Here is a 19,482-nt window from a genome sequence, read left to right as displayed (position 1 = left end):
GGTCGGCCGGCGGCGGGGCGTACGGGTTGCCGGGCACCGGGGGCATCGGCGCGGTGGGGAACGGCTGGGTCGGCGGTTCCTGGGGCGGCTGGTTCGGGTCCTGCGGCCCGAACGGAGGCTGAGGGTGGCTCACCGTACTCCTTGGCACCTTCGAAGATCTTCAGTCGGATCGACGGTACTAGTCAGCGACAAGCTGACCGCGCGGCCCTCACCCGGTCACCAGAACGGCGGCGCTGCGCACCAGATCGGCGTCGACGGCAAACCGGCCGTCGATCGATGCCGGCAGATCGGTCGCGAGTGCGGCATCGAGCCGGCCGGGGGCGATCCGCGCGGTGAACGTGCCCGCGTCCGGATCGAGGGTCACCCGGGCGTCGTGGAAGTCCAGCCAGGTCCCGACCACCGGCCACCAGGCCTTGTAGACGGTCTCCTTGATGCTGAACAGCACGGTCGGCCAGGGTACGCCCGCGGGCAGCCGGGCCAGCTCCGCCTCCTCCTCGGGCAGGCAGACCTTCCGGCGTACCCCCGGGTTGAGCGACCGGTGGCGCTCGGCGTCCATCCCGACCGAGCGCAGTTCCGCGGCGTGGGCGACGGCGGCGGCGCAGTAGTCCCGGGTGTGGGTGATGGTGCCGACCACCCCGGCCGGCCAGACCGGGGACCGGTCGGGCGCCGACGGGATCGGCGCGGGCGGCAGCCCGAGCCCGGCCAGCGCCCGGCGGGCACACACCCGGCCCGCCGTGAAGTCGCGGCGGCGGCCTGCCACCGCGCGGTCGCCCAGGCAGGCCCGCTCGGCGGGGAGCAGTTCGCCGGACCAGTCGGCGGGACCGGCCACCGCCACCGCGACCGCTGGCGGCAGGAGATCACGCACGAAGACGAACGTACCGGAGCAATGTAACGCCACAGCGCTGCGGGACGCTGTTGGGGCGTTCGGGGAGGAACCGTCCACAAGCGAAGATCCACCGACGAGAGGATCGGCCGATGACGCCTGCTGCCGAGGCGTCGGGATACCGACCGGACGAGCACACGCCGGTGACCCCCGACTGGACCTGCGGATCGTGCGGCCATGACTGGCCCTGCGCCACGAAACGCAGCCAACTGTTGGACGAGTACCGGGCGGACCGCGCCTCGCTGAGCGTCTACCTCGGTTCCTGCCTGGCCGCCGCCACCAACGACCTGCGCTCGGCCCCGACCGCCTTGCTGCGGGACCGGTTCATCGGCTGGGTGCCGCGGCATCCGCGTACCGTCTGACCGGTGGCCGCCGCGCTCGGCGGCCACCGGCCGGTGGGTCAGGGGCGGCGGGGCCGCCGGGTGAGGGCGAAACCGACCACGCCGGCCACGGCGGCCAGCACGCCGCCCGCGGTGGTCCAGACCCAGCGTGAGCCGGCCTCCGGCAGCCAGCCGGTCAGGCTGGTCTCCTCCTCGGCGACCGGCTCCGGGGTCGGTTCGGCGGTGAGCACCGTGCCGGCCCGGGTGTTCGGCACCAGCGGCGCCGCCAGCCGGCCGTCGTCGCCCGACGCGCCGCCCTCACCGTCGACGCTGACCAGCAGGTCCACGTCGATCGGCAGGCCGAGGTCGGGCTCGGGCAGGTCGGTCACCGAGAGCCGGACGTAGTAGGTGCCGGGCAACGGGTCACCCGACCACGGCTCGGCCCAGGGACGAACCCGGCGGAGCGTGCAGCCGAGGGTGACGCTGGTCGCCGAGGCGTCGGCGGTGGGGGTCTGCGCGCCGGCCGTGCACGCCTGGCGGCGGCGCAGCCCGTCGAAGACGTCCACGGTCCACGTGGACGCGCCGGTGCGGCCCTTGGGAAAGGAGACGGTGGCAGCGATCTCGTGGACCTGCCCGGCCTCGGCCCGGAACGACCAGTAGAGGTGGTCACCGGTCGAGGCACCCACCTGCACCGGCTGCCCGGCGGTGATCGCGGTGGCGGTGAGGAACGAGGTGCCGGCCTTGGTGACGGTGGCCGCGCCGGGCGACGGGGTAGGCGTCGCCGAGGCCGCGGTGGGGGTGAGGGTCAGCCCGACGGCGGCCAGCGCCGCCGCGGAGCGGATCAGGGTACGCATCCTCAGTTCTCCCTCCAGGTGGCGGCCCACCAGCGGGTGAGCAGCCCGGCGACCAGCCCGGTGACCAGGCCGGCCAGGGTGAGCAGGAGCAGCAGGGCCCAGCCGCGACCGAGGTCCGGCTCGTCCGGGGCGGGCGACGCGGCGACCACGTCGACGGTCAGTTCCACCGGCATCCCGGGGCTGGCCTCGGTGCCGGGCCGGGGCGCGAAGGCGTTGCTGACCACCAGGCAGACGGCCTGCGCGGTGACCGTGCCGCTCGGCGCGGGATCAGGGGCGTCCTCGGCCGCCGACCAGCGCAGGCCGGCCGAGATCACGTCGGTACGCCCGCTGCCGGCGTCGACGCCCCGGACCAGTTCCCGCCCGTCCTGCGCGGTGGCCCGCAGCAGCACCCCGTAGTCCGGGTTGACCGGACGGTCCAGCGCGATGCTGACCGAGGCGCGCAGCTCCTGGCCCGGCCGCACCGGCACCCGGTACCAGCGGTGTTCGGCGAACGCCTCCCGGTCGGTGTAGACGCCGGGGCCGAGCAGCGGCGCGTCGCGGCACTCGGCGGAGCCGCCGACCACGGTCGGGGTGGCGGTGTAGGTGTCCCGGGCCCGGTCGACCAGCTGCTTGATCCGGCCGGTCAGCTCGTCGGCGCTCTGCGCCGCCGTGTACGTGCCGCCGGTCGCCCCGGCGATGCAGAGCAGCTGCCGGCGTACCTTCTCGTCCGGGGCGAGGCCGAGGGTGTCGACGACCAGCTTGGTGCCCTGGGCGGCCAGCTCCCGGGCCACCTCGCACGGGTCGGGCGGGGCGCAGGTGTCCTCGCCGTCGGTGATCAGCACGATCCGGCGGGCGGTGCTGCCCGTGCCGAGGTCCTGGGCGGCCGAGCGCAGCGCCAGCCCGACCGGGGTGAACCCGGTCGGCCGCAGCGTGGCGACGGCCGCCTTGGCCTGTGTCCGGTCGACCCTGCCGACCGGCACGATCTGCTGGGTGTCCAGGCAGCCCTGCTTCTTGTCCTTGCCCCGGTAGGTGGCGCCGAGCACCCGGATGCCGAGCTGGGTCTCGTCCGGCAGCGCGTCCACGACCTCGTTGAACGCCTGCTGCGCGACGGAGATCCGGCTGCGCCCGTCGATGTCCCGGGCGCGCATCGAGCCGCTCACGTCGAGGACGAGTTCCACCTTGGGTGGTTCGGCGGGTGGTTCGGCGGTTTCGTCGTCGGCCAGGGCGGGGGCGGGACCGATCAGCGCGGTCGTCGCCAACAGTCCGAGAAGGACGGCTGTCGATCGTCTCTTGTTGATCACCGGGCGAAGTGTAGTGAGATCCACTTTGGAAGATCATTTGGGTCGCACTTCGCGCTCCGATCACGGTTTGACGAGGCGTTCGGCGGGCGTGATCGGGCGTTCCGTCGTGATGGTGGTGGAGACCCGATAGCGGTAAGGAATTCGTAATGTTCCGACGGTGTGACCCACCGTAATATGCCGGATGTAAACCATTCGTGGAGTGGCGCATTCGTCGGAAATCTGACCGGGGACGACCCGTTGTGCGAGTGCCGGAGTGTGGTTAAGCTCTGTCTTGCGCGCCCCAATCGCCCGCTTCCCCCGTGGCAGGCGATCGGGGCGCGCCTTTTCGTGTTCCCGAATCGGTCGGGGGCGCTCTCTCTTCCCCTCGCACGCGAAAACGCGGCCCGGTGGACGTGCCACCGGGCCGCGTCGTGCGCCTGGACGCGGGTCAGATCCAGCGGCCGTCCAGCCACATCCGGGCCGACCAGTCCGCGTACGTCATCAGCCTGCCCACGAAGATCGGGTAGAAGTAGCCGAAGCAGAGGGCGACCAGCAGCACGTACGCGCCCGCGATGATCCCGCCCACCAGCCGGCGGTCGGCGACGTCCTGCCCGCTCGGCGGTGCCGCCGTGCCGGTGACCGGTGCGGGTGTGACGATCGCCCCGAGCACGTAGACCACCGCCAGCACCAGGAACGGCACCGCCGGCGCGGTGTAGAAGGAGAACATCGTCCGCTTGTCCAGGGCGAACCAGAACCAGGGCAGCAGGCCGGCCGCCACGCTGAGCAGAATCGCCCCGGCCCGCCAGTCCCGCCGGGCCAGTCCCAGCCAGGCCGTGGCGGCTAGCGCGGGCAGGAACGACCACCAGAGCAGCGGGGTGCCCAGCAGCAGGATCTCCGACGCACAGCTCGGTGCACCGCAGTTTCCCTCACCCGACCAGTAGAAGGCGACCGGGCGGCCCAGCAGCAGCCACTGCCACGGCCACGACTGGTACTTGTGCGGGTCGTCGAGCTGGGTGTGGAAGCCGTACGCGGCCTTGTGGTATTCCCACAGGTTGATCAGCGCCCCGATCATCGGGGTGTCGCTGAGCCCTGGGGTGTTCGGGTAGCGGCTCGCCAGGCGGTAGTAGCCGTCGTCGCTGAGCAGCCAGCCCGACCAGGTCGCGAGGTAGGTGCCGACCATCAGCACCCCGGCCAGCAGCAGCCAGGGCAGCTCGTCCAGCAGCGCGTCCCGCCACGGGTGGCGTACCCCGGCGGACCGGCGGACGCCGACCTCCCAGAAGATCACCAGCAGCGCGAAGGCCGGGATGAAGTAGAGCCCGCTCCACTTCACCGCAACGGCACAGCCGAGCAGCACCCCGGCGGCCAGCCGCCACCAGGGCCAGTCCCGCCAGGTCGACGCCGGCCGGCCGGCCTTCCCCGGCACCGACGGGTCGAGCCCCGCCTCCAGCGCCCGCGACCAGCGGCGGCGCCGGGCGTCCCGATCGAGGACCAGCGCCCCGAACGCGGCCAGCACAAACAGCAGCAGGAAGATGTCCAGCAGCGCGGTGCGGGAGAGCACCAGGTGGAAGCCGTCCAGGGCGAGCAGCAGGCCGGCCGCGCAGCCCAGCGTGGTGGAGCGGAACATCCGCCGGCCGATCCGGACCAGCATCAGCACCGACAGGGTGCCCGCGACGGCCGCCGCGAACCGCCAGCCGAACTCGGGGGCGGTGGTCATCAGGTGCCCGGGTACGGAGATCTTCAACTCCGCGTCCTGGTAGCCGAAGGCCCACTCGCCGAGCCCGATGAGCCACTTGCCCAGCGGCGGGTGCACCACGTACGACGGGCCGCCGTCCTTGTAGTTCCACTCGACGCCCCGGTCGATCAGCCCGTACGCGTCCCGGGCGTAGTAGATCTCGTCGAAGATCTTGCCCTTCGGACCGCTGAGGCCGACGAACCGCAGGATCGCCGCGATCACCACGACGACCCCGGTGGCCAGCCAGGCGTGCCCGTCGAGACGGGCGTCGACCGTGGCGAGACGCCGGCGGACGACGGCCGGGATCCCGCCCGCGCCGTTCGTCGTGGACCCGGTGGCCTGGTCGGTGGTGGGTCGGTCCGATCCGGCCCGACCCGCGCTCACGCTCTGTGCTGTCGACGCACTCGTCACCCGGCGATCGTAGGCTGCGAAGGTGCCCGGTGGCGCCCGTCGTCTCCGAGATTGGTACGGCTGTCGATGAAGGAGCGCACGTCGTGGGTGAAATGTCCGAGGTGGGACGCCTCGTGTTGCTCGGTGCGCCGCTGGGCAACCCGGCTGACGCCTCGACCCGGTTCCGCGAGGTGCTCGCGACCGCCGACGTGGTCGCCGCCGAGGACACCCGGCGGCTCACCCGGCTGGCCCGGGAGCTGGACGTCACCGTCCCCGGCCGGATCGTCTCCTACTTCGAGGGCAACGAGGAACGGCGTACCCCCGAACTGGTCGACGTGCTCGCCGCCGGCTACACGATCGCCCTGGTCACCGACGGCGGCATGCCCAGCGTCTCCGACCCCGGCTACCGGTTGGTCCGGGCCGCGATCGACGCCGGCTGCCCGGTCACCGCGGCCCCCGGGCCGAGCGCGGTGACCACCGCGCTCGCGCTCTCCGGGCTGCCCTGCGACCGGTTCTGCTTCGAGGGCTTCCTGCCCCGCACGCCCGGCGCCCGCCGGTCCCGGCTGCGCGCCCTCGCCGCCGAGGAACGCACCCTGGTGCTGTTCGAGGCGCCGCACCGGATCGCCGGCGCGTTGGCCGACCTGGCCGCCGCGTTCGGCCCGGACCGACCCGCCGCGCTCTGCCGCGAGCTGACCAAGACGTACGAGGAGGTGGTCCGCCGGCCGCTGGGCGAGCTGGCCGAGTGGGCCGCCGAGGGCGAGCCCCGGGGCGAGATCACCCTGGTCGTGGCCGGCGCGCCGCCGGCCGCCGCGACCCGGCCCGACGACGACACCCTGCGCGCCGCGGTGGCCGAGCGGGAGGCCGCCGGGATGTCCCGGCGGGACGCGATCACCGAGGTCGCCACCGAGTACGCCCTCCGCCGCCGCGAGGTCTACGCGGTCGTGCACGCCTGAAAGGAGGGGGCCCCTGTTAACGCCTGCGGTATAGCAAGGGCCCCCTTTTAACAGCCGCAACCCGTCACCAGGCGGCGGCGAGGAAGCCGGCGGTGATCAGCAGCGGACCGGCCAGGGCCACCGCCACGGCCCAGCGCCGGTGCCGTGGGTGGGGCAGCCGGGTCGCGCCGGTCCACCGGGCGATCCCGGCGGCGCAGGCCACCACCAGCAGCAGGCCGAGCAACCAGCGCAGGTGCCGGCCGACGCCGGTGTCCGCGTACGCGGTGCCGCCGTCCGGCCCGGTCATCCGGGCCGGCAGCGCGGTGCCGGTGGCGCTGCGCTCGGCCGGGACCCCGCTGACCCGTACGCCGTGCGCGACGAAGCGCTCCCCGTCGGCGAGGAAGATGCCCCGGCAACGCTGGGTCAGGCCGCTGCCCGAGCAGTGCGTGATCACCACGGTCCCGTCCGTCGAGTGCCCCACCGCCAGCCAGAACGGCCCCGCGCTGACCCAGGCGAAGAAGGCTGCCAGCAGGCTCAACCCCACCAGCGCGGCGAGCCCCCGCAGCGGGTCGGGCGGGTGGCCGCGCCGGGTCCGGGGCCGTCGGGGTGCCGGGGCCCGTGACCGCTCCGCCTTCCGGGCCTCCTCGCGTAGCGGGGTGCCGTCCCAGTGCACCTCCTCGATCGGCGCCCAGAAGACCTCGCCGCCGTCCGGCTGGTCGCCGGGGGCGGGCAGCTGCCAGCGGGGCTGCCGGACCGGCACTCGGCGGGGCACGGCGTCCACCGGCGCCCCGGTGGTCGGCTCGACCTCGACCGGCGGGTCCGCCGGGTCCAGCCGGGGCTGCGGGGCGACCCCGCCGCGCGTCGCGCCCGGCCGGGACGTCCGGTCGTCCGCGCCGGTCGTCGCGGCGGCGGACCCGTCCTGGCCCGCCCGTCTGCTGGTCACGCCGCTTATTCCACACCGCTACGCAGGGCAGGCCGGGCAGCTCAGGCCGCGTGTCGGCGACAAATCGGACGGGCTGTGGAGGGTCGGACGTGGGACGCGCCCTATTGGTTCGCGGGTGCCCGGAGGCAATCACTAGGCTTGACGCTCATGAGTCACGTTCTCGCCGCGGTCGCCTGGCCCTACGCCAACGGCCCGCGCCACATCGGCCACGTATCCGGATTCGGCGTTCCCTCCGACGTCTTCGCCCGGTACATGCGGATGGCCGGTCACGACGTGCTCATGGTCTCGGGCACCGACGAGCACGGCACCCCGATCCAGGTGCAGGCCGACGCCGAGGGGGTCACCCCGCGCGAGCTGGCCGACCGGTACAACCGGGTGATCGCCGAGGACCTGCGCGCGCTCGGGCTGTCGTACGACCTGTTCACCCGGACCACCACCCGCAACCATTACGTCGTGGTGCAGGAGCTGTTCCAGGGCCTCCACCGCAACGGCTACATCGTCCCCAAGGTCACCACCGGGGCGATCTCCCCGTCCACCGGCCGCACCCTGCCGGACCGCTACATCGAGGGCACCTGCCCGATCTGCGGCTACGACAGCGCCCGCGGTGACCAGTGCGACAACTGCGGCAACCAGCTCGACCCGATCGACCTGATCAACCCCAAGTCGAAGATCAACGGCGAGACGCCGGAGTTCGTCGAGACCGAGCACTTCTTCCTGGACCTGCCCGCCCTGGCCGACGCGCTGCGGCAGTGGCTGGACACCCGAGAGGGCTGGCGCCCCAACGTGCTGCGCTTCTCCCGGAACCTGCTCGACGACCTCCAGCCCCGGGCCATCACCCGGGACCTCGAGTGGGGCGTGCCGATCCCGCTGGACGGCTGGCGCGACCGCCCCGACAAGCGGATCTACGTCTGGTTCGACGCGGTCATCGGCTACCTGTCCGCCTCCATCGAGTGGGCCCGCCGCACCGGCGACCCCGAGGCGTGGCGCAAGTGGTGGTCCACCGACGAGGAGGGGAAGGACGCCCGCAGCTACTACTTCATGGGCAAGGACAACATCGTCTTCCACTCGGTGATCTGGCCGGCGCTGCTCGGCGGCTACTCCGGGGAGGGCTCCCGCGACGGCGAGCCGGGCGAGCTGGGTCGGCTCAACCTGCCCACCGAGGTCGTCTCCAGCGAATACCTGACCATGGAGGGACGGAAGTTCTCCTCCTCCCGCAAGGTGGTCATCTACGTCCGGGACTTCCTCGCGCGGTACGACGCCGACGCGCTGCGCTACTTCATCGCGGTCGCCGGCCCGGAGAGCAACGACACCGACTTCACCTGGGCCGAGTTCCTCCGCCGCAACAACGACGAGCTGGTCGCCGGCTGGGGCAACCTGGTCAACCGGTCCATCTCGATGGCGGCGAAGAACTTCGGCGCGGTCCCGCCGGTCGACCCGGCCGGGCTCACCGAGGCCGACGAGGCCCTGCTCGCCACCGCCCGGGCCGGCTTCGCCACCGTCGGCGACCTGATCGCCCGGCACCGGCAGAAGCAGGCCATCGGCGAGGCGATGCGGGTCGTCGCCGAGGCCAACAAGTACCTGTCGGAGCAGGCGCCCTGGAAGCTCAAGGGCGAGGACGACAAGCCGCGGATGGGCACCATCCTGCACGTCGCCCTCCAGGTGGTCAGCGACGCCAACACGCTGCTCACCCCGTTCCTGCCGCACTCCGCCCAGAAGATCCACGAGCTGCTCGGCGGCACCGGCGTGCACGCGCCGATGCCGGTGATCGAGGAGGTCGAGGACCTCGACGGCGGGCCGGCGTACCCGGTGCTGACCGGCGACTACACGGTCGGCGCGCGGTGGGAGTCCGTACCCCTGGAGGTGGGCCGACCGCTGGCGGCGCCGAAACCGGTCTTCCGCAAGCTCGACCCGTCGATCGTCGACGAGGAGCTGGCCCGGCTGGCCGGCTGAGCCCGATATGCGGCGCGGCCCCCGGAGCGATCCGGGGGCCGCATCGCGTCCGTCGGTCAGACGCGGGCCATCGACGGCGCGCCGATGAACTGCATGATCGCCTGGTTCACCTCGGTCGGGTGGGTCCAGGGGATGCCGTGCGGCGCCCCGTTCAGGGTGACCAGCCGGACGTCGGACAGCATGTTCTGCAACCGCTGCCCGGTCTTCGGGAACGGCAGCACGTTGTCCTTGTCGCCCTGGATGATCAGCACCGGGACGTTGATGTTCGGCAGGTCGCGCCGGAAGTCGGTCAGCCAGGCGGTCACGGAATCGTGGGTGCCCTTGGCCGACGCATGGGCGCCGATCTGCCAGTGCGCCCGGTACGCCTCGTCGCTCACCAGCTTGCCCTTGTTCTCGCTGGCGTTGAAGAACGCGTCGCAGAACTGGGTCAGGTAGGCGAAGCGGTCCTGGATGATGGCCTGCTGGAACGCGTCGAAGAGGCTCTTCTCCACGCCCTCCGGGTTGTCCTGCGTCTTCAGCAGGTACGGCGCCAACGGGGCCATCAGCACCGCCCGGTCCACCCGGTCCGAGCCGTACACGCCGAGATAGCGGGTGATCTCACCGGTGCCCATCGAGTGCCCGATCAGGATCGCGTTGCGCAGGTCCAGTTCGGTCATCAGGACGTCCAGGTCGGCCGCGAACGTGTCGTAGTCGTACCCCATCGTGGGCTGGGCGGACGCACCGAAACCGCGCCGGTCGTACGTGATCACCCGGTAGCCGGCGTTGAGCAGCGGAATGCTCATCTTCTCCCAGGTCGCACCGTTGAACGGGAAACCGTGGATCAGGACGATCGGCTGGCCGGAGCCGTGATCCTCGTAGTACAGGTCGATCGGGGCGGAGTTCTCCGTACCGACGGTGATGAAGGGCATGATCTTCTCCCGGTGCGCTACGTCTCGGACGTCCGCGCTTTCCCGGGCAGGCCCCCCTTATGCCGTCGGGTACGGCAGGTCCACCACCTCGTCGCCGGTCACCTCGGCGCCCGGTGCCCAGGCCTCGTAGACGCCCCGTTCGTGGCACTGCGCCCCGGTGGTGAGCACCGCCTCGGGATCCGGCCGGCGCAACCGCAGCCGCAGCCAGCCCGACTCCTCCCGCAGCACCAGGCAGGGCACCCCGCGCCAATGCGCGAAGCGCAGCCGCCGGGCCGCCGCCGTCACCGGGTAACGGGCGGCCCGCGTCATCGCCAGCACCCGGAACCCGTCCGGCTGGTCGGCCACCGCCTCGTACTCGCCGCCGCCGTAGGCGCCGACGAGCTGCGTGGAGCGGGGAACGTCGCCGGTGGGCACGTACTCCTGGTCGGGCGAGAGGCCGGGCACCGCGGCGAGCAGGTGACGCCACTGCGGGCCGACCATGCGCAGCCAGCCCCGCTGCTCCGCCTGGTAGGTGTAGAGCACCACCTCCACCCCCTCGGCGGGGTAGGCGAGCAGGGTGGCGTTCGCCGGCATCGGCAGGTCGGCGAAGTCCCGGGTGACGAACTCGGGGATCAGCTGGGCGCTGCTCGGCACGAATCCGGTGCCCAGCACCGGCGGCCCGAGCCGGTCCCGGGGCGGCAGCACGGTGAGCCCGTGGTGGGCCGCGCCGACCGGGACGTCGTAGTCGGCCGGGTCGGCGGCCCGCCAGCGCAGCGCGTACGACACGTCGCCGCCCTCGCCGTCACCGCGCAGCACCGCCATCCCGGCCGGCGTACGCAGGTGCGCCACATCGTGCTCCCGGTAGCAGAAGCCGTGCGGCAGCCAGCCCCGCACATAGCCGGCGAGCTGACGGGCGGAGAGCACCTTCAGCATCCGGGTCCCCGGCCGGATCACCGCCGAGGCGCGCACCACGGCCAGCGTCGGGTCGGCCGCGGCCCCCGGCTGCTGGCTGAGCTGGCGCAGGTACGCCCAGCCACGCTCCCGATGCACCGGCATCAGCAGCGGCGAGTCGGGCTCCTCGGTCGGCTCGGCCGCCCCGTGCACCGCGCTCACCTCCACGGCGTGCACGAACTTCCGCCACGGGTACGCCACGCCAGGGCGGGGAGAGAACTCGAACCCCGGCAGCTCGTCGGCGCTGAACAACTCGAACGCCGCCCCGCGGGCGAGCATCTCGGCCGGGTGGAGCCGGCCCTCGTACGTCACGTGCAGCCCGGTCCGTTCGGGCGCGGCCCCGCTGGTCTGAGGTGTGACGGTCACCCTCCGAACGCTAAGCGCGACAGATGTTGCCGGCGTGAACAGTCGATGGCGGTCCGGGAACGCCGGCCTTGGACGGTGTGTGATGCTGGCCGCGATGACGGAGCAGACCGAAACCCGCAAGCAGCGCGCCGCCCGCCGAGCCGGGGAGTTCCCGCCCGCCCCGGAGGCGCTGGCCGTATCCGTGCTGGACAGCCACACCCACTTGGACATCACGGTCAGCGAGGCCGGCGTACCCGGCGGCGGGCCTGCCGACGACCCGGTGGCGGCGGCGATCGCGGTGGCCGCCGGCGTCGGCGTCGACCGGCTGGTCCAGGTCGGCGTGGACGTCGAGTCGTCCCGCTGGAGCGCCGACGTCGCCGAGCGGTACGGCGCGGTGCTGGCGACCGTGGCGCTGCACCCGAACGAGGCCCCGCGCCTGGCCGACCTCGACGAGGCGCTCCGCGAGATCGAGACGCTCGCCGCCCGCGACCGGGTACGCGGCATCGGCGAGACCGGGATGGACTTCTTCCGGACCGGCGACGAGGGGCGGGCCGCGCAGGAGGAGAGCTTCCGCGCGCACGTCGCCATCGCCAAGCGGTACGGCAAGGCGCTGGTCATCCACGACCGGGACGCGCACGGCGACGTGCTGCGCGTCCTCGACGACGAGGGCGCCCCGGACACGGTGGTGCTGCACTGCTTCTCCGGCGACGCCGACTTCGCCCGCGAGTGCGTCCGCCGGGGCTACCTGCTCAGCTTCGCCGGCACGGTCACCTTCGGCAGCGCCGGGGCGCTCCGCGAGGCCGCCACCGTCACCCCCGTCGACCAGATGTTGGTGGAGACCGACGCCCCGTACCTGACCCCGATGCCGCACCGGGGCCGGCCGAACGCGTCGTACCTCATCCCGCTGACCGTGCGGTTCCTGGCCGAGACCACCGGGACCGACCTCGACGCCCTCTGCGCCGCGATCTCCGCCACCGGCAACCGCACCTTCGGGCCGTGGTGAAAGGAGGGGCCCCTTCTTAACAGGCGTCTGTTAAGAAGGGGCCCCTCCTTGCATCCAGGCCGGGCCGCATACGCTACGGGGCGTGACCGGTCTCCTCGGCCCGGCGGAGATCCGGGAACTCGCCGCCCGGCTCGGCGTGACGCCGACCAAGAAGCTCGGCCAGAACTTCGTGCACGACCCGAACACCGTCCGCCGGATCGTCACCACCGCCGGGCTGGCCCCGGACGACGTGGCGCTGGAGGTCGGCCCCGGACTCGGCTCCCTCACCCTGGCCCTGCTCCCGGTCGCCGCGCACGTGCACGCCGTGGAGCTGGACCCGGCGCTGGCCGCCGCGCTGCCGGCGACCGCCGCCCGGTTCGCCGGCCCGGACGCCGCCCGGCTCACCGTGCACCCCGGCGACGCGCTGCGGGTCACCGCCGCCGACCTGGCCGACCCCGCGCCCACCGCGTTGGTGGCGAACCTGCCGTACAACGTCGCCGTGCCGGTGGTGCTGCACCTGCTCGCCGAGCTGCCCACCCTGCGGCACGGTCTGGTGATGGTGCAGAAGGAGGTCGCCGACCGGCTCGTCGCCGGTCCCGGCTCCAAGGTGTACGGCGTCCCGTCGGTCAAGCTCGCCTGGTACGCCCGGGCCCGAGCCGCCGGCAAGGTCCCGCCGAACGTCTTCTGGCCGGTGCCGAACGTCGACTCCGGCCTGGTCGCCTTCACCCGGCACGCGCCGCCCCGCGCCGACGTGCCCCGGGCGGCCGTCTTCGCGGTGGTGGACGCGGCGTTCGCGCAGCGCCGCAAGACGTTGCGGGCCGCCCTGGCCGGCTGGGCCGGCGGCGCCGACCGGGCCGCCGAAGCGCTCACCGCCGCCGGGGTCGACCCCGGCGCACGCGGGGAGTCACTCACCGTGGAGCAGTTCGCCGCGATCGCCGCGTCGGCCCCGACCGCCCCCTCGACCGCCCAGTAGGCTGGGCGCCACTGCCCGACCCCGCCGAGGAGTTGACCGTGGAGAAGCCGTTCGACATCCGCCTGCGCCCGCGGGACATCGCCCCGTGACCGAGGCCTGGCGACCGGACGACGAGGACGGGCAGCGACGCGGGGCGAGCGGGCCGGTGAAGGTCCGGGTGCCCGCCAAGGTCAACCTGCACCTCGGGGTGGGCCCGCTGCGCCAGGACGGCTACCACGAGCTGAACACCGTCTACCACGCGATCTCCATCTACGACGAACTGACCGCCCGCCGGGGCGACACGCTCACCCTCACCATGGAGGGCGAGGGCGCCGGCGAACTGGCCCTGGACGACTCCAACCTGGCGATCCGGGCCGCCCACGCCCTCGCCGGCTACGCGGGCGTGCTGCCGCACGCCCGGCTGCACCTGCGCAAGCAGATCCCGCTCGCCGGCGGGCTGGCCGGGGGCAGCGCCGACGCGGCCGCCGCCCTGGTGGCCTGCGACGCGCTCTGGGGCACCGGCCTGTCCCGAGGCGAGTTGGCCGGTATCGCCGCCGACCTCGGTTCCGACGTACCGTTCCTGATCCACGGCGGCACCGCGCTCGGCACCGGCCGGGGCGAGGCGGTCAGCCCGGTGCTGGCCCGCCCCACCTCCTGGCACTGGGTGGTGGCGGTCGCCGACGGGGGCCTCTCCACCCCGGCCGCGTACCGGGAGCTGGACCGGCTCCGTGACGCCGGCACCGCGGGCCAGCCGCTGGGCAGCACCGACGGGCTGCTCGCCGCGCTGCGCCAGCGGGACCCGCGGGTGCTCGCCGCCGCCCTCGGCAACGATCTCCAGGACGCCGCGCTGACCATGCGCCCGGCCCTGGCCGAGACGCTCAAGGCGGGGGAGGTGGCCGGCGCGCTCGCCGGCATCGTCTCCGGCTCCGGCCCGACCTGCGTCTTCCTCGCCAGGGACGGGGCCGACGCCGGACGGATCGCGGCCGACCTGGAAGCCGCCGGGGTCTGCCGGGAGGCCCGGGTCGCCCACGGCCCCGTCGCCGGCGCCCGCATCGTCTGACCGCCCGGCCGCCCTGGCCGGCCGCGCTGCAAGATCGACTCGGCGTCGCCGATGTGGCGGTGTCCCGGCCGCCCGGATACCGCCAGGTCGGCGACCTGGCGGAACAAACCGGGCGGCGGGGGCCGTTGACCCTCGTCGGGGCCGGACATCCGTCGGGCGGACCCGCGTACCCTGAGGGGCCAGGCGTCCTGAGGTGCCCGCCGGCACCGGGACGCCTTGATCATGAAAGGTGGGGAAGTGGCCAACATCGTCAACCTGGACCGGGTGTCCAAGGGGTACGGGGCCGCCGGGCCGCTGCTCACCGACGTCTCGCTCGGCCTCGACGACGCCGACCGGGTCGGCGTGGTCGGCCTCAACGGCGCCGGCAAGTCCACCCTGCTGCGGCTGCTCACCCGCCTCGAGGAACCCGACGACGGCCGAGTCACCCACCGGCGCGACCTGCGGGTGTCCTGGCTCCCGCAGACCCTGAACCTGGCCCCCGAGGCGACCGTCCGCGACGTCGTCCTCGGCACCGCCTGGCTGGCCGAGAGCATGGGCGCCGAGCACGAGTGGGCCGGCGACGCCGGGGTCCGGGCCATCCTCGACGGACTCGGCATGCCCCACCTCGGCCTGGAGGCGCCGGTCGGGCCGATGTCCGGCGGCGAGCGCCGCCGGGTGGCGCTGGCCGCGCTGCTGGTCCGCGACGCCGACCTGCTCATCCTCGACGAGCCCACCAACCACCTCGACGTCGGCGGCGTCGACTGGCTGGCGAAGCACCTGGTCACCCGCAAGGGCGCGCTCGCCGTGGTCACCCACGACCGGTGGTTCCTCGACGCCGTCTGCACCACCACCTGGGAGGTCGCCGACCAGACCGTGCGGGCGTACGAGGGCGGCTTCGCCGCGTGGACCCTCGCCCGGGTCGAGCGGCAGCGGGTCGCCGCCGCCACCGAGGCCCGCCGGCAGAACTTGCTCCGCAAGGAGATCGCCTGGCTGCGCCGGGGCGCGCCGGCGCGTACCTCCAAGCCGAAGTTCCGCATCGAGGCCGCCAACGCGCTCATCGCCGACGTACCGGAGCCACGCGACAGCATGTCGCTGCAACGGCTCGCCACCGCCCGGCTCGGCAAGCAGGTGTACGACCTGGACCAGGTCACCCTGCACGCCGGCCCGAAGGAGATCCTGCACGGCGTCAGCTGGCAGGTCGGCCCCGGCGACCGGGTCGCCATCCTCGGCCGCAACGGCGCCGGCAAGACCACCCTGCTGCGGATGCTGGCCGGCGTCACTCGCCCCGACGGCGGGCGCTTCACCACCGGGCAGACCGTCCGGCCCGCGTTCCTCTCCCAGGAACTCGCCGAACTCCCCGGCCACCTGCGCGTCCTCGAAGCCGTCGAGGAGGTGGCCCGGCGCGTCCAGTTCGGCGACCGGGAGATCAGCGCCGCTCAGCTCGCCGAGATCTTCGGCTTCGACGACCGGCGGCTCTGGACCCCGGTCAGCGACCTCTCCGGCGGCGAGCGCCGCCGGCTGCAGATGCTCCGGCTGCTCGCCGGCGAGCCCAACGTGCTCCTCTTCGACGAGCCCACCAACGACCTGGACACCGACACCCTCGCCGCGCTGGAGGACCTGCTCGACTCCTGGCCCGGCACGATCATCGTGGCCAGCCACGACCGGTACCTGATCGAGCGGGTCGCCGACGTCGCGTACGGGATGTTCGGCGACGGGCGGCTGGTGCATCTGCCCGGCGGCGTCGACGAGTACCTGGCCCGGGCCGCCGCCGGCCGGGGCCCGGCGCCCGCCGACCTCACCCCGGCCGCGGCCGCCCCCGAACGCGAGGGCATGTCCGCCGCCGAGGTACGCACCGCCCGCAAGGAACTCGGCAAGCTGGAACGGCAGATCGCCAAGCTGGAGCAGAAGGAGGCCACCCTCCACGAGCAGCTCGCCGCGCACGCCACCGACTACGCCAAGGTGGCCGAGCTGGACGCCCAGTTGAAGGAGTTGCGGGCCGAGCGGGAACGCACCGAGGAGGCCTGGCTGACCCTCGCCGAGGAGCTGCCGGCCGGCTGACGGGACACGAGGTGGGGGGTGTGCGGCGTCACACCTCGGCGTACGGGACAATCGCAGGCGACCCCTCATCCGAACGGTCTTGGAGACGCAGAGATGGCCCACACCCCCGTCAACCACCCCGCGCGGCCGATCTACCGGGCGATCGGCGGGCTCGTTGGTCTGTACTTCGTCGTCTTCGGCGTGCTCGGCATCGTCGTGAGCGCCGGCAACGACGTCCTCGCCCAGGACGACACCAAGCTCCTCGGCCAGGGCACCAACCTCGGCTTCTCGCTCGTCTCCATCGTGCTCGGGGCCGTGATCCTGCTCGGCGTCGTGATCGGCCGCAACCTCGACGTGGCGATCAACCAGTGGCTGGCCTACGTCCTGATGGCCCTCGGCCTGGCCGAGCTGGCGTTCCTGCACACCGACGCCAACATCTTCAACTTCTCGGTCATGACCGTCATCGTGGTCCTGACCCTGTCGCTGGTGCTCCTGATGGCCGGCATGTACGGCAAGGTCGGCACCGACGAGGAGCACGAGAAGTGGCAGAAGGCCCGGCTGGTGCTCTGACCCCAGCCATCCCGAAGGCCCGGCAGTCTGCCGGGCCTTCGGCGTTTTCCGGGGACGGGACGGGGCATGCTAGGTGACAATTGCCCCGAATCGGTCGCTCGGCTGGAGGGTCTCCATGGCACACATCCCGGTGAACCATCCCGCGCGGCCGATCTACCGCGCCCTCTCCGGGCTGATCGGGCTCTACATTCTGGTCTTCGGGGTGTACGGAACGTTCCTGACCTGGGGCGAGGCACTCTTCGCCCGGGACGGTCACTGGGCGCTCGGGCTCCGCACCAACCTGGCGTTCGCGCTGGTTTCCGTCGTGTTCGGCGCGTTCCTGCTGATCGGGGCGTCCCGTCGCACCAACCTCGGGCACTACATGAACCTGACCGCCGGGGGAGTTTTCCTGTTCACCAGCATCCTGATGATGGCCCTGCTGCAAACCCCGGCGAACTTCCTGAACTTCTCGATGTCGACCGTCATCGTGTCGATGCTGTTCGGGCTGACCCTGCTCGGCACCGGCCTCTACGACAAGGTCGGCCCGCCCGAACACGCCGACGCGGAACGGCGCCGCCGCCACCACCCGGTCGCCGAGGCCCGTTGACCGGTCCCCGGGTCACCCCGGCTTGCGGACCGTGATCAGCCCCGGCTTCGCCTCCAGGTGCGACAGGCCGTTCCAGGCCAGGTTCACCAGGTGCGCCGCGACCGTCTCCTTCCGCGGCTTGCGCACCTCCAGCCACCAGCGCCCGGTCAGCGCCACCATGCCGACCAGCGCCTGCGAGTACAGCTCCGCCAGCTTCGGGTCGTACCCCCGGCTGGAGAACTCCGCGCCCAGGATGTGCTCCACCTGGTGCGCCACGTCGTTCATCACGCTGCTGAAGTTGCCCGTCGCCGACATCAACGGCGACTCCCGGACCAGCACCCGGAAGCCGCTGGTCTCCTCCTCGATGTACGTCAGCAGCGTCAACGCCGCCTGCTCCAGCAACTCCCGGGGGTGCCCCGCGGTCAGCGCCGTGGTGATCCGCTCCAGCAGCGAGCGGACCTCCCGGTCCACCACCACCGCGTACAGCCCCTCCTTGCCGCCGAAGTGCTCGTACACCACCGGCTTCGACACCTTCGCCCGGGCCGCCACCTCCTCGATCGAGGTGGCGTCGAAACCGCGCTCGGCGAAGATCTGCCGGGCGATCGAGATCAGCTGCTCGCGCCGTTGCGCCGCGGACATCCGTACCCGGGAAGAGGGCTTGGCCGCCGGAACGGCCTGCCGCCGGGCGGTGCTGGCGTCGTTGCCGGAAACCTCGGTCATCGCGTCACCTCGCCGGCGCTCGGTGACGCCCTGCCGTGGGATCTGCCCGCTCATGTCGTCCCCCCGCGGACCCGCGGCCCGGCGTCGCGGCCGCTGCGGAGCCAGCCGCTGGGCGGGCCGGCCGGTCGGCGGCGCCGAAGGTCGGTCATCCGGCCATCCTGCCAGGCCGGCGCCCGTCCGGCCGCCCGGTTATCGCTCCCGCCGTGCCGACCGGGTGCGCACCGGCCCCGGTTCCACCAGCTTCGCGGTGATCCGCTCCGGCCTCGGCCACCGCACCGCCCACACCGCGCCGGCCTTCTCCAGCAACCAGATCACCCGCGCCGACGGGTCGAGCTGACCCCGCAGCACCCCGTGTCGGGCACTGGTCGGGTCGGCGTGGTGCAGGTTGTGCCAGCTCTCCCCGAACGACAGCAGCGCGAGCGGCCAGAAGTTCGCCGCCCGGTCGCCCTGCCGCACCGCGAACGGACGCTCCCCGTAGACGTGGCAGACCGAGTTGATCGCCCAGGTGACGTGGTGCAGCAGCGCGATCCGGACCAGCCCGCCCCAGAAGAACGCGGTCAGCGCGCCCTGCCAAGACCAGGTCAGCAGCCCGCCCATCGCGGCCGGCCCGAGCAACGAGATCGCCACCAGCACCGGGAACAGCCGGTCGATCCGGCGGGTGGCCGGATCGGCGAGCAGGTCCGGGGCGAACCGCTCCCGGTTGGACAGCTCCCGGTTGAACAGCCAGCCCACATGCGCGTGGAACAACCCCCGGGTCAGCCCCCCGACGCTCGCCCCGAACCGCCACGGCGAGTGCGGGTCGCCCTCCTGGTCGGAGAAGGCGTGGTGCCGGCGGTGGTCGGCCACCCACTGGATGACCTCGCCCTGCACGGCGAACGATCCCGCGACCGCGAGCGCCACCCGCAGCCACGGTTTCGCCTTGAACGAGCCGTGGGTGAAGTAGCGGTGGTAGCCGACGGTGACGCCGAGCCCCGACAGCATGTACCAGAAGCCGGCGACGAGCACGTCACTCCAGCCCAGCCAGCCGCCCCAGGCGATCGGCACGGCGGCGAGCAGGGCGAGGAACGGTACGACCACGAAGGCCCAGAGGGCGACCAGGATGCCCCGGGACTGGTGACCCTCGGTCAGCGGCTTGGGGCCGGTATTCGGGCCGGTCAGGGCGGTCGACATT

At 73.0% G+C, this 19,482-nt stretch carries 18 protein-coding genes; 9 read left to right on the top strand and 9 right to left on the bottom strand.

Features of this window, described 5'->3' with window-relative positions:
- Window positions 1–208 precede the first annotated feature (208 nt).
- Entirely contained in the window at window positions 209–865 is a 657-nt protein-coding gene (locus ONA70_RS08845) for a 4'-phosphopantetheinyl transferase family protein (protein WP_265005858.1), read from the bottom strand.
- 110 nt (window positions 866–975) lie between these two features.
- Here ONA70_RS08845 and ONA70_RS08840 point away from each other — a divergent pair, with 110 nt between their 5' ends.
- On the top strand, window positions 976–1,245 hold the full coding sequence (locus ONA70_RS08840; RefSeq protein WP_265005857.1) for a hypothetical protein: 270 nt from the start codon (window positions 976–978) through the stop codon (window positions 1,243–1,245).
- 38 nt (window positions 1,246–1,283) lie between these two features.
- On the opposite strand, the gene ONA70_RS08835 is transcribed toward ONA70_RS08840, so the two are convergent.
- From ONA70_RS08835 to ONA70_RS08825, 3 genes are all read right to left on the bottom strand, one after another.
- A complete protein-coding gene (locus ONA70_RS08835; protein ID WP_265005856.1) occupies window positions 1,284–2,057 on the bottom strand; it encodes a peptidase in 774 nt (257 codons plus the stop codon).
- 2 nt (window positions 2,058–2,059) lie between these two features.
- Window positions 2,060–3,337, bottom strand: a complete 1,278-nt coding sequence (locus ONA70_RS08830; protein WP_265005855.1) for a VWA domain-containing protein — start codon at window positions 3,335–3,337, stop codon at window positions 2,060–2,062.
- Window positions 3,338–3,764: 427 nt separating this feature from the next.
- Window positions 3,765–5,459, bottom strand: a complete 1,695-nt coding sequence (locus ONA70_RS08825; RefSeq protein WP_265005854.1) for a dolichyl-phosphate-mannose--protein mannosyltransferase — start codon at window positions 5,457–5,459, stop codon at window positions 3,765–3,767.
- 92 nt (window positions 5,460–5,551) lie between these two features.
- On the opposite strand from ONA70_RS08825, the gene rsmI reads away from it, so the two are divergent.
- Window positions 5,552–6,391: a 16S rRNA (cytidine(1402)-2'-O)-methyltransferase gene (gene rsmI, locus ONA70_RS08820; protein WP_406601171.1), complete on the top strand. Its 840-nt coding sequence runs from the start codon at window positions 5,552–5,554 to the stop codon at window positions 6,389–6,391.
- Between the two features lie 64 nt (window positions 6,392–6,455).
- On the opposite strand, the gene ONA70_RS08815 is transcribed toward rsmI, so the two are convergent.
- Entirely contained in the window at window positions 6,456–7,313 is an 858-nt protein-coding gene (locus ONA70_RS08815; protein ID WP_265005852.1) for a hypothetical protein, read from the bottom strand.
- Between the two features lie 147 nt (window positions 7,314–7,460).
- On the opposite strand from ONA70_RS08815, the gene metG reads away from it, so the two are divergent.
- Entirely contained in the window at window positions 7,461–9,263 is a 1,803-nt protein-coding gene (metG, locus tag ONA70_RS08810) for a methionine--tRNA ligase (protein ID WP_265005851.1), read from the top strand.
- Window positions 9,264–9,319: 56 nt separating this feature from the next.
- Here the strand turns inward: metG and ONA70_RS08805 are convergent, their stop codons facing one another.
- Together ONA70_RS08805 and ONA70_RS08800 are read right to left on the bottom strand one after the other, a co-directional pair.
- Window positions 9,320–10,171, bottom strand: a complete 852-nt coding sequence (locus tag ONA70_RS08805) for an alpha/beta fold hydrolase (protein ID WP_265005850.1) — start codon at window positions 10,169–10,171, stop codon at window positions 9,320–9,322.
- A 57-nt stretch (window positions 10,172–10,228) separates the two neighbouring features.
- Window positions 10,229–11,467 carry a hypothetical protein gene (locus ONA70_RS08800; protein WP_265005849.1) on the bottom strand — a complete coding sequence of 413 codons (1,239 nt, stop codon included), beginning with the start codon at window positions 11,465–11,467 and terminating at the stop codon, window positions 10,229–10,231.
- A gap of 82 nt (window positions 11,468–11,549) precedes the next feature.
- On the opposite strand from ONA70_RS08800, the gene ONA70_RS08795 reads away from it, so the two are divergent.
- The 6 genes from ONA70_RS08795 (at window position 11,550) to ONA70_RS08770 (ending at window position 17,612) form a co-directional block, all read left to right on the top strand.
- Window positions 11,550–12,449, top strand: coding sequence for a TatD family hydrolase (locus ONA70_RS08795; RefSeq protein WP_265005848.1), 900 nt, complete (start codon window positions 11,550–11,552; stop codon window positions 12,447–12,449).
- 82 nt (window positions 12,450–12,531) lie between these two features.
- Complete coding sequence (gene rsmA / locus ONA70_RS08790; protein WP_265005847.1) at window positions 12,532–13,401, top strand: 16S rRNA (adenine(1518)-N(6)/adenine(1519)-N(6))-dimethyltransferase RsmA; 870 nt, start codon at window positions 12,532–12,534, stop codon at window positions 13,399–13,401.
- A gap of 85 nt (window positions 13,402–13,486) precedes the next feature.
- A complete protein-coding gene (locus tag ONA70_RS08785; RefSeq protein WP_265005846.1) occupies window positions 13,487–14,440 on the top strand; it encodes a 4-(cytidine 5'-diphospho)-2-C-methyl-D-erythritol kinase in 954 nt (317 codons plus the stop codon).
- Window positions 14,441–14,677: 237 nt separating this feature from the next.
- Window positions 14,678–16,477 carry an ABC-F family ATP-binding cassette domain-containing protein gene (locus ONA70_RS08780; RefSeq protein WP_265005845.1) on the top strand — a complete coding sequence of 600 codons (1,800 nt, stop codon included), beginning with the start codon at window positions 14,678–14,680 and terminating at the stop codon, window positions 16,475–16,477.
- Between the two features lie 93 nt (window positions 16,478–16,570).
- Window positions 16,571–17,026 (top strand): DUF4383 domain-containing protein, encoded by a 456-nt coding sequence (locus tag ONA70_RS08775; RefSeq protein WP_265005844.1) that lies wholly within the window; start codon window positions 16,571–16,573, stop codon window positions 17,024–17,026.
- Between the two features lie 115 nt (window positions 17,027–17,141).
- Entirely contained in the window at window positions 17,142–17,612 is a 471-nt protein-coding gene (locus ONA70_RS08770) for a DUF4383 domain-containing protein (protein WP_265005843.1), read from the top strand.
- Between the two features lie 12 nt (window positions 17,613–17,624).
- Here ONA70_RS08770 and ONA70_RS08765 read toward each other — a convergent pair whose 3' ends face one another.
- On the bottom strand, window positions 17,625–18,311 hold the full coding sequence (locus ONA70_RS08765; RefSeq protein WP_265005842.1) for a TetR/AcrR family transcriptional regulator: 687 nt from the start codon (window positions 18,309–18,311) through the stop codon (window positions 17,625–17,627).
- Window positions 18,312–18,500: 189 nt separating this feature from the next.
- Window positions 18,501–19,481 (bottom strand): acyl-CoA desaturase, encoded by a 981-nt coding sequence (locus ONA70_RS08760; protein WP_265005841.1) that lies wholly within the window; start codon window positions 19,479–19,481, stop codon window positions 18,501–18,503.
- Window position 19,482 lies beyond the last annotated feature (1 nt).

Source organism: Micromonospora yasonensis (assembly GCF_026013475.1).
Taxonomy (GTDB): domain Bacteria; phylum Actinomycetota; class Actinomycetes; order Mycobacteriales; family Micromonosporaceae; genus Micromonospora; species Micromonospora yasonensis.
This window is presented reverse-complemented; position numbering and strand designations above follow the sequence as displayed.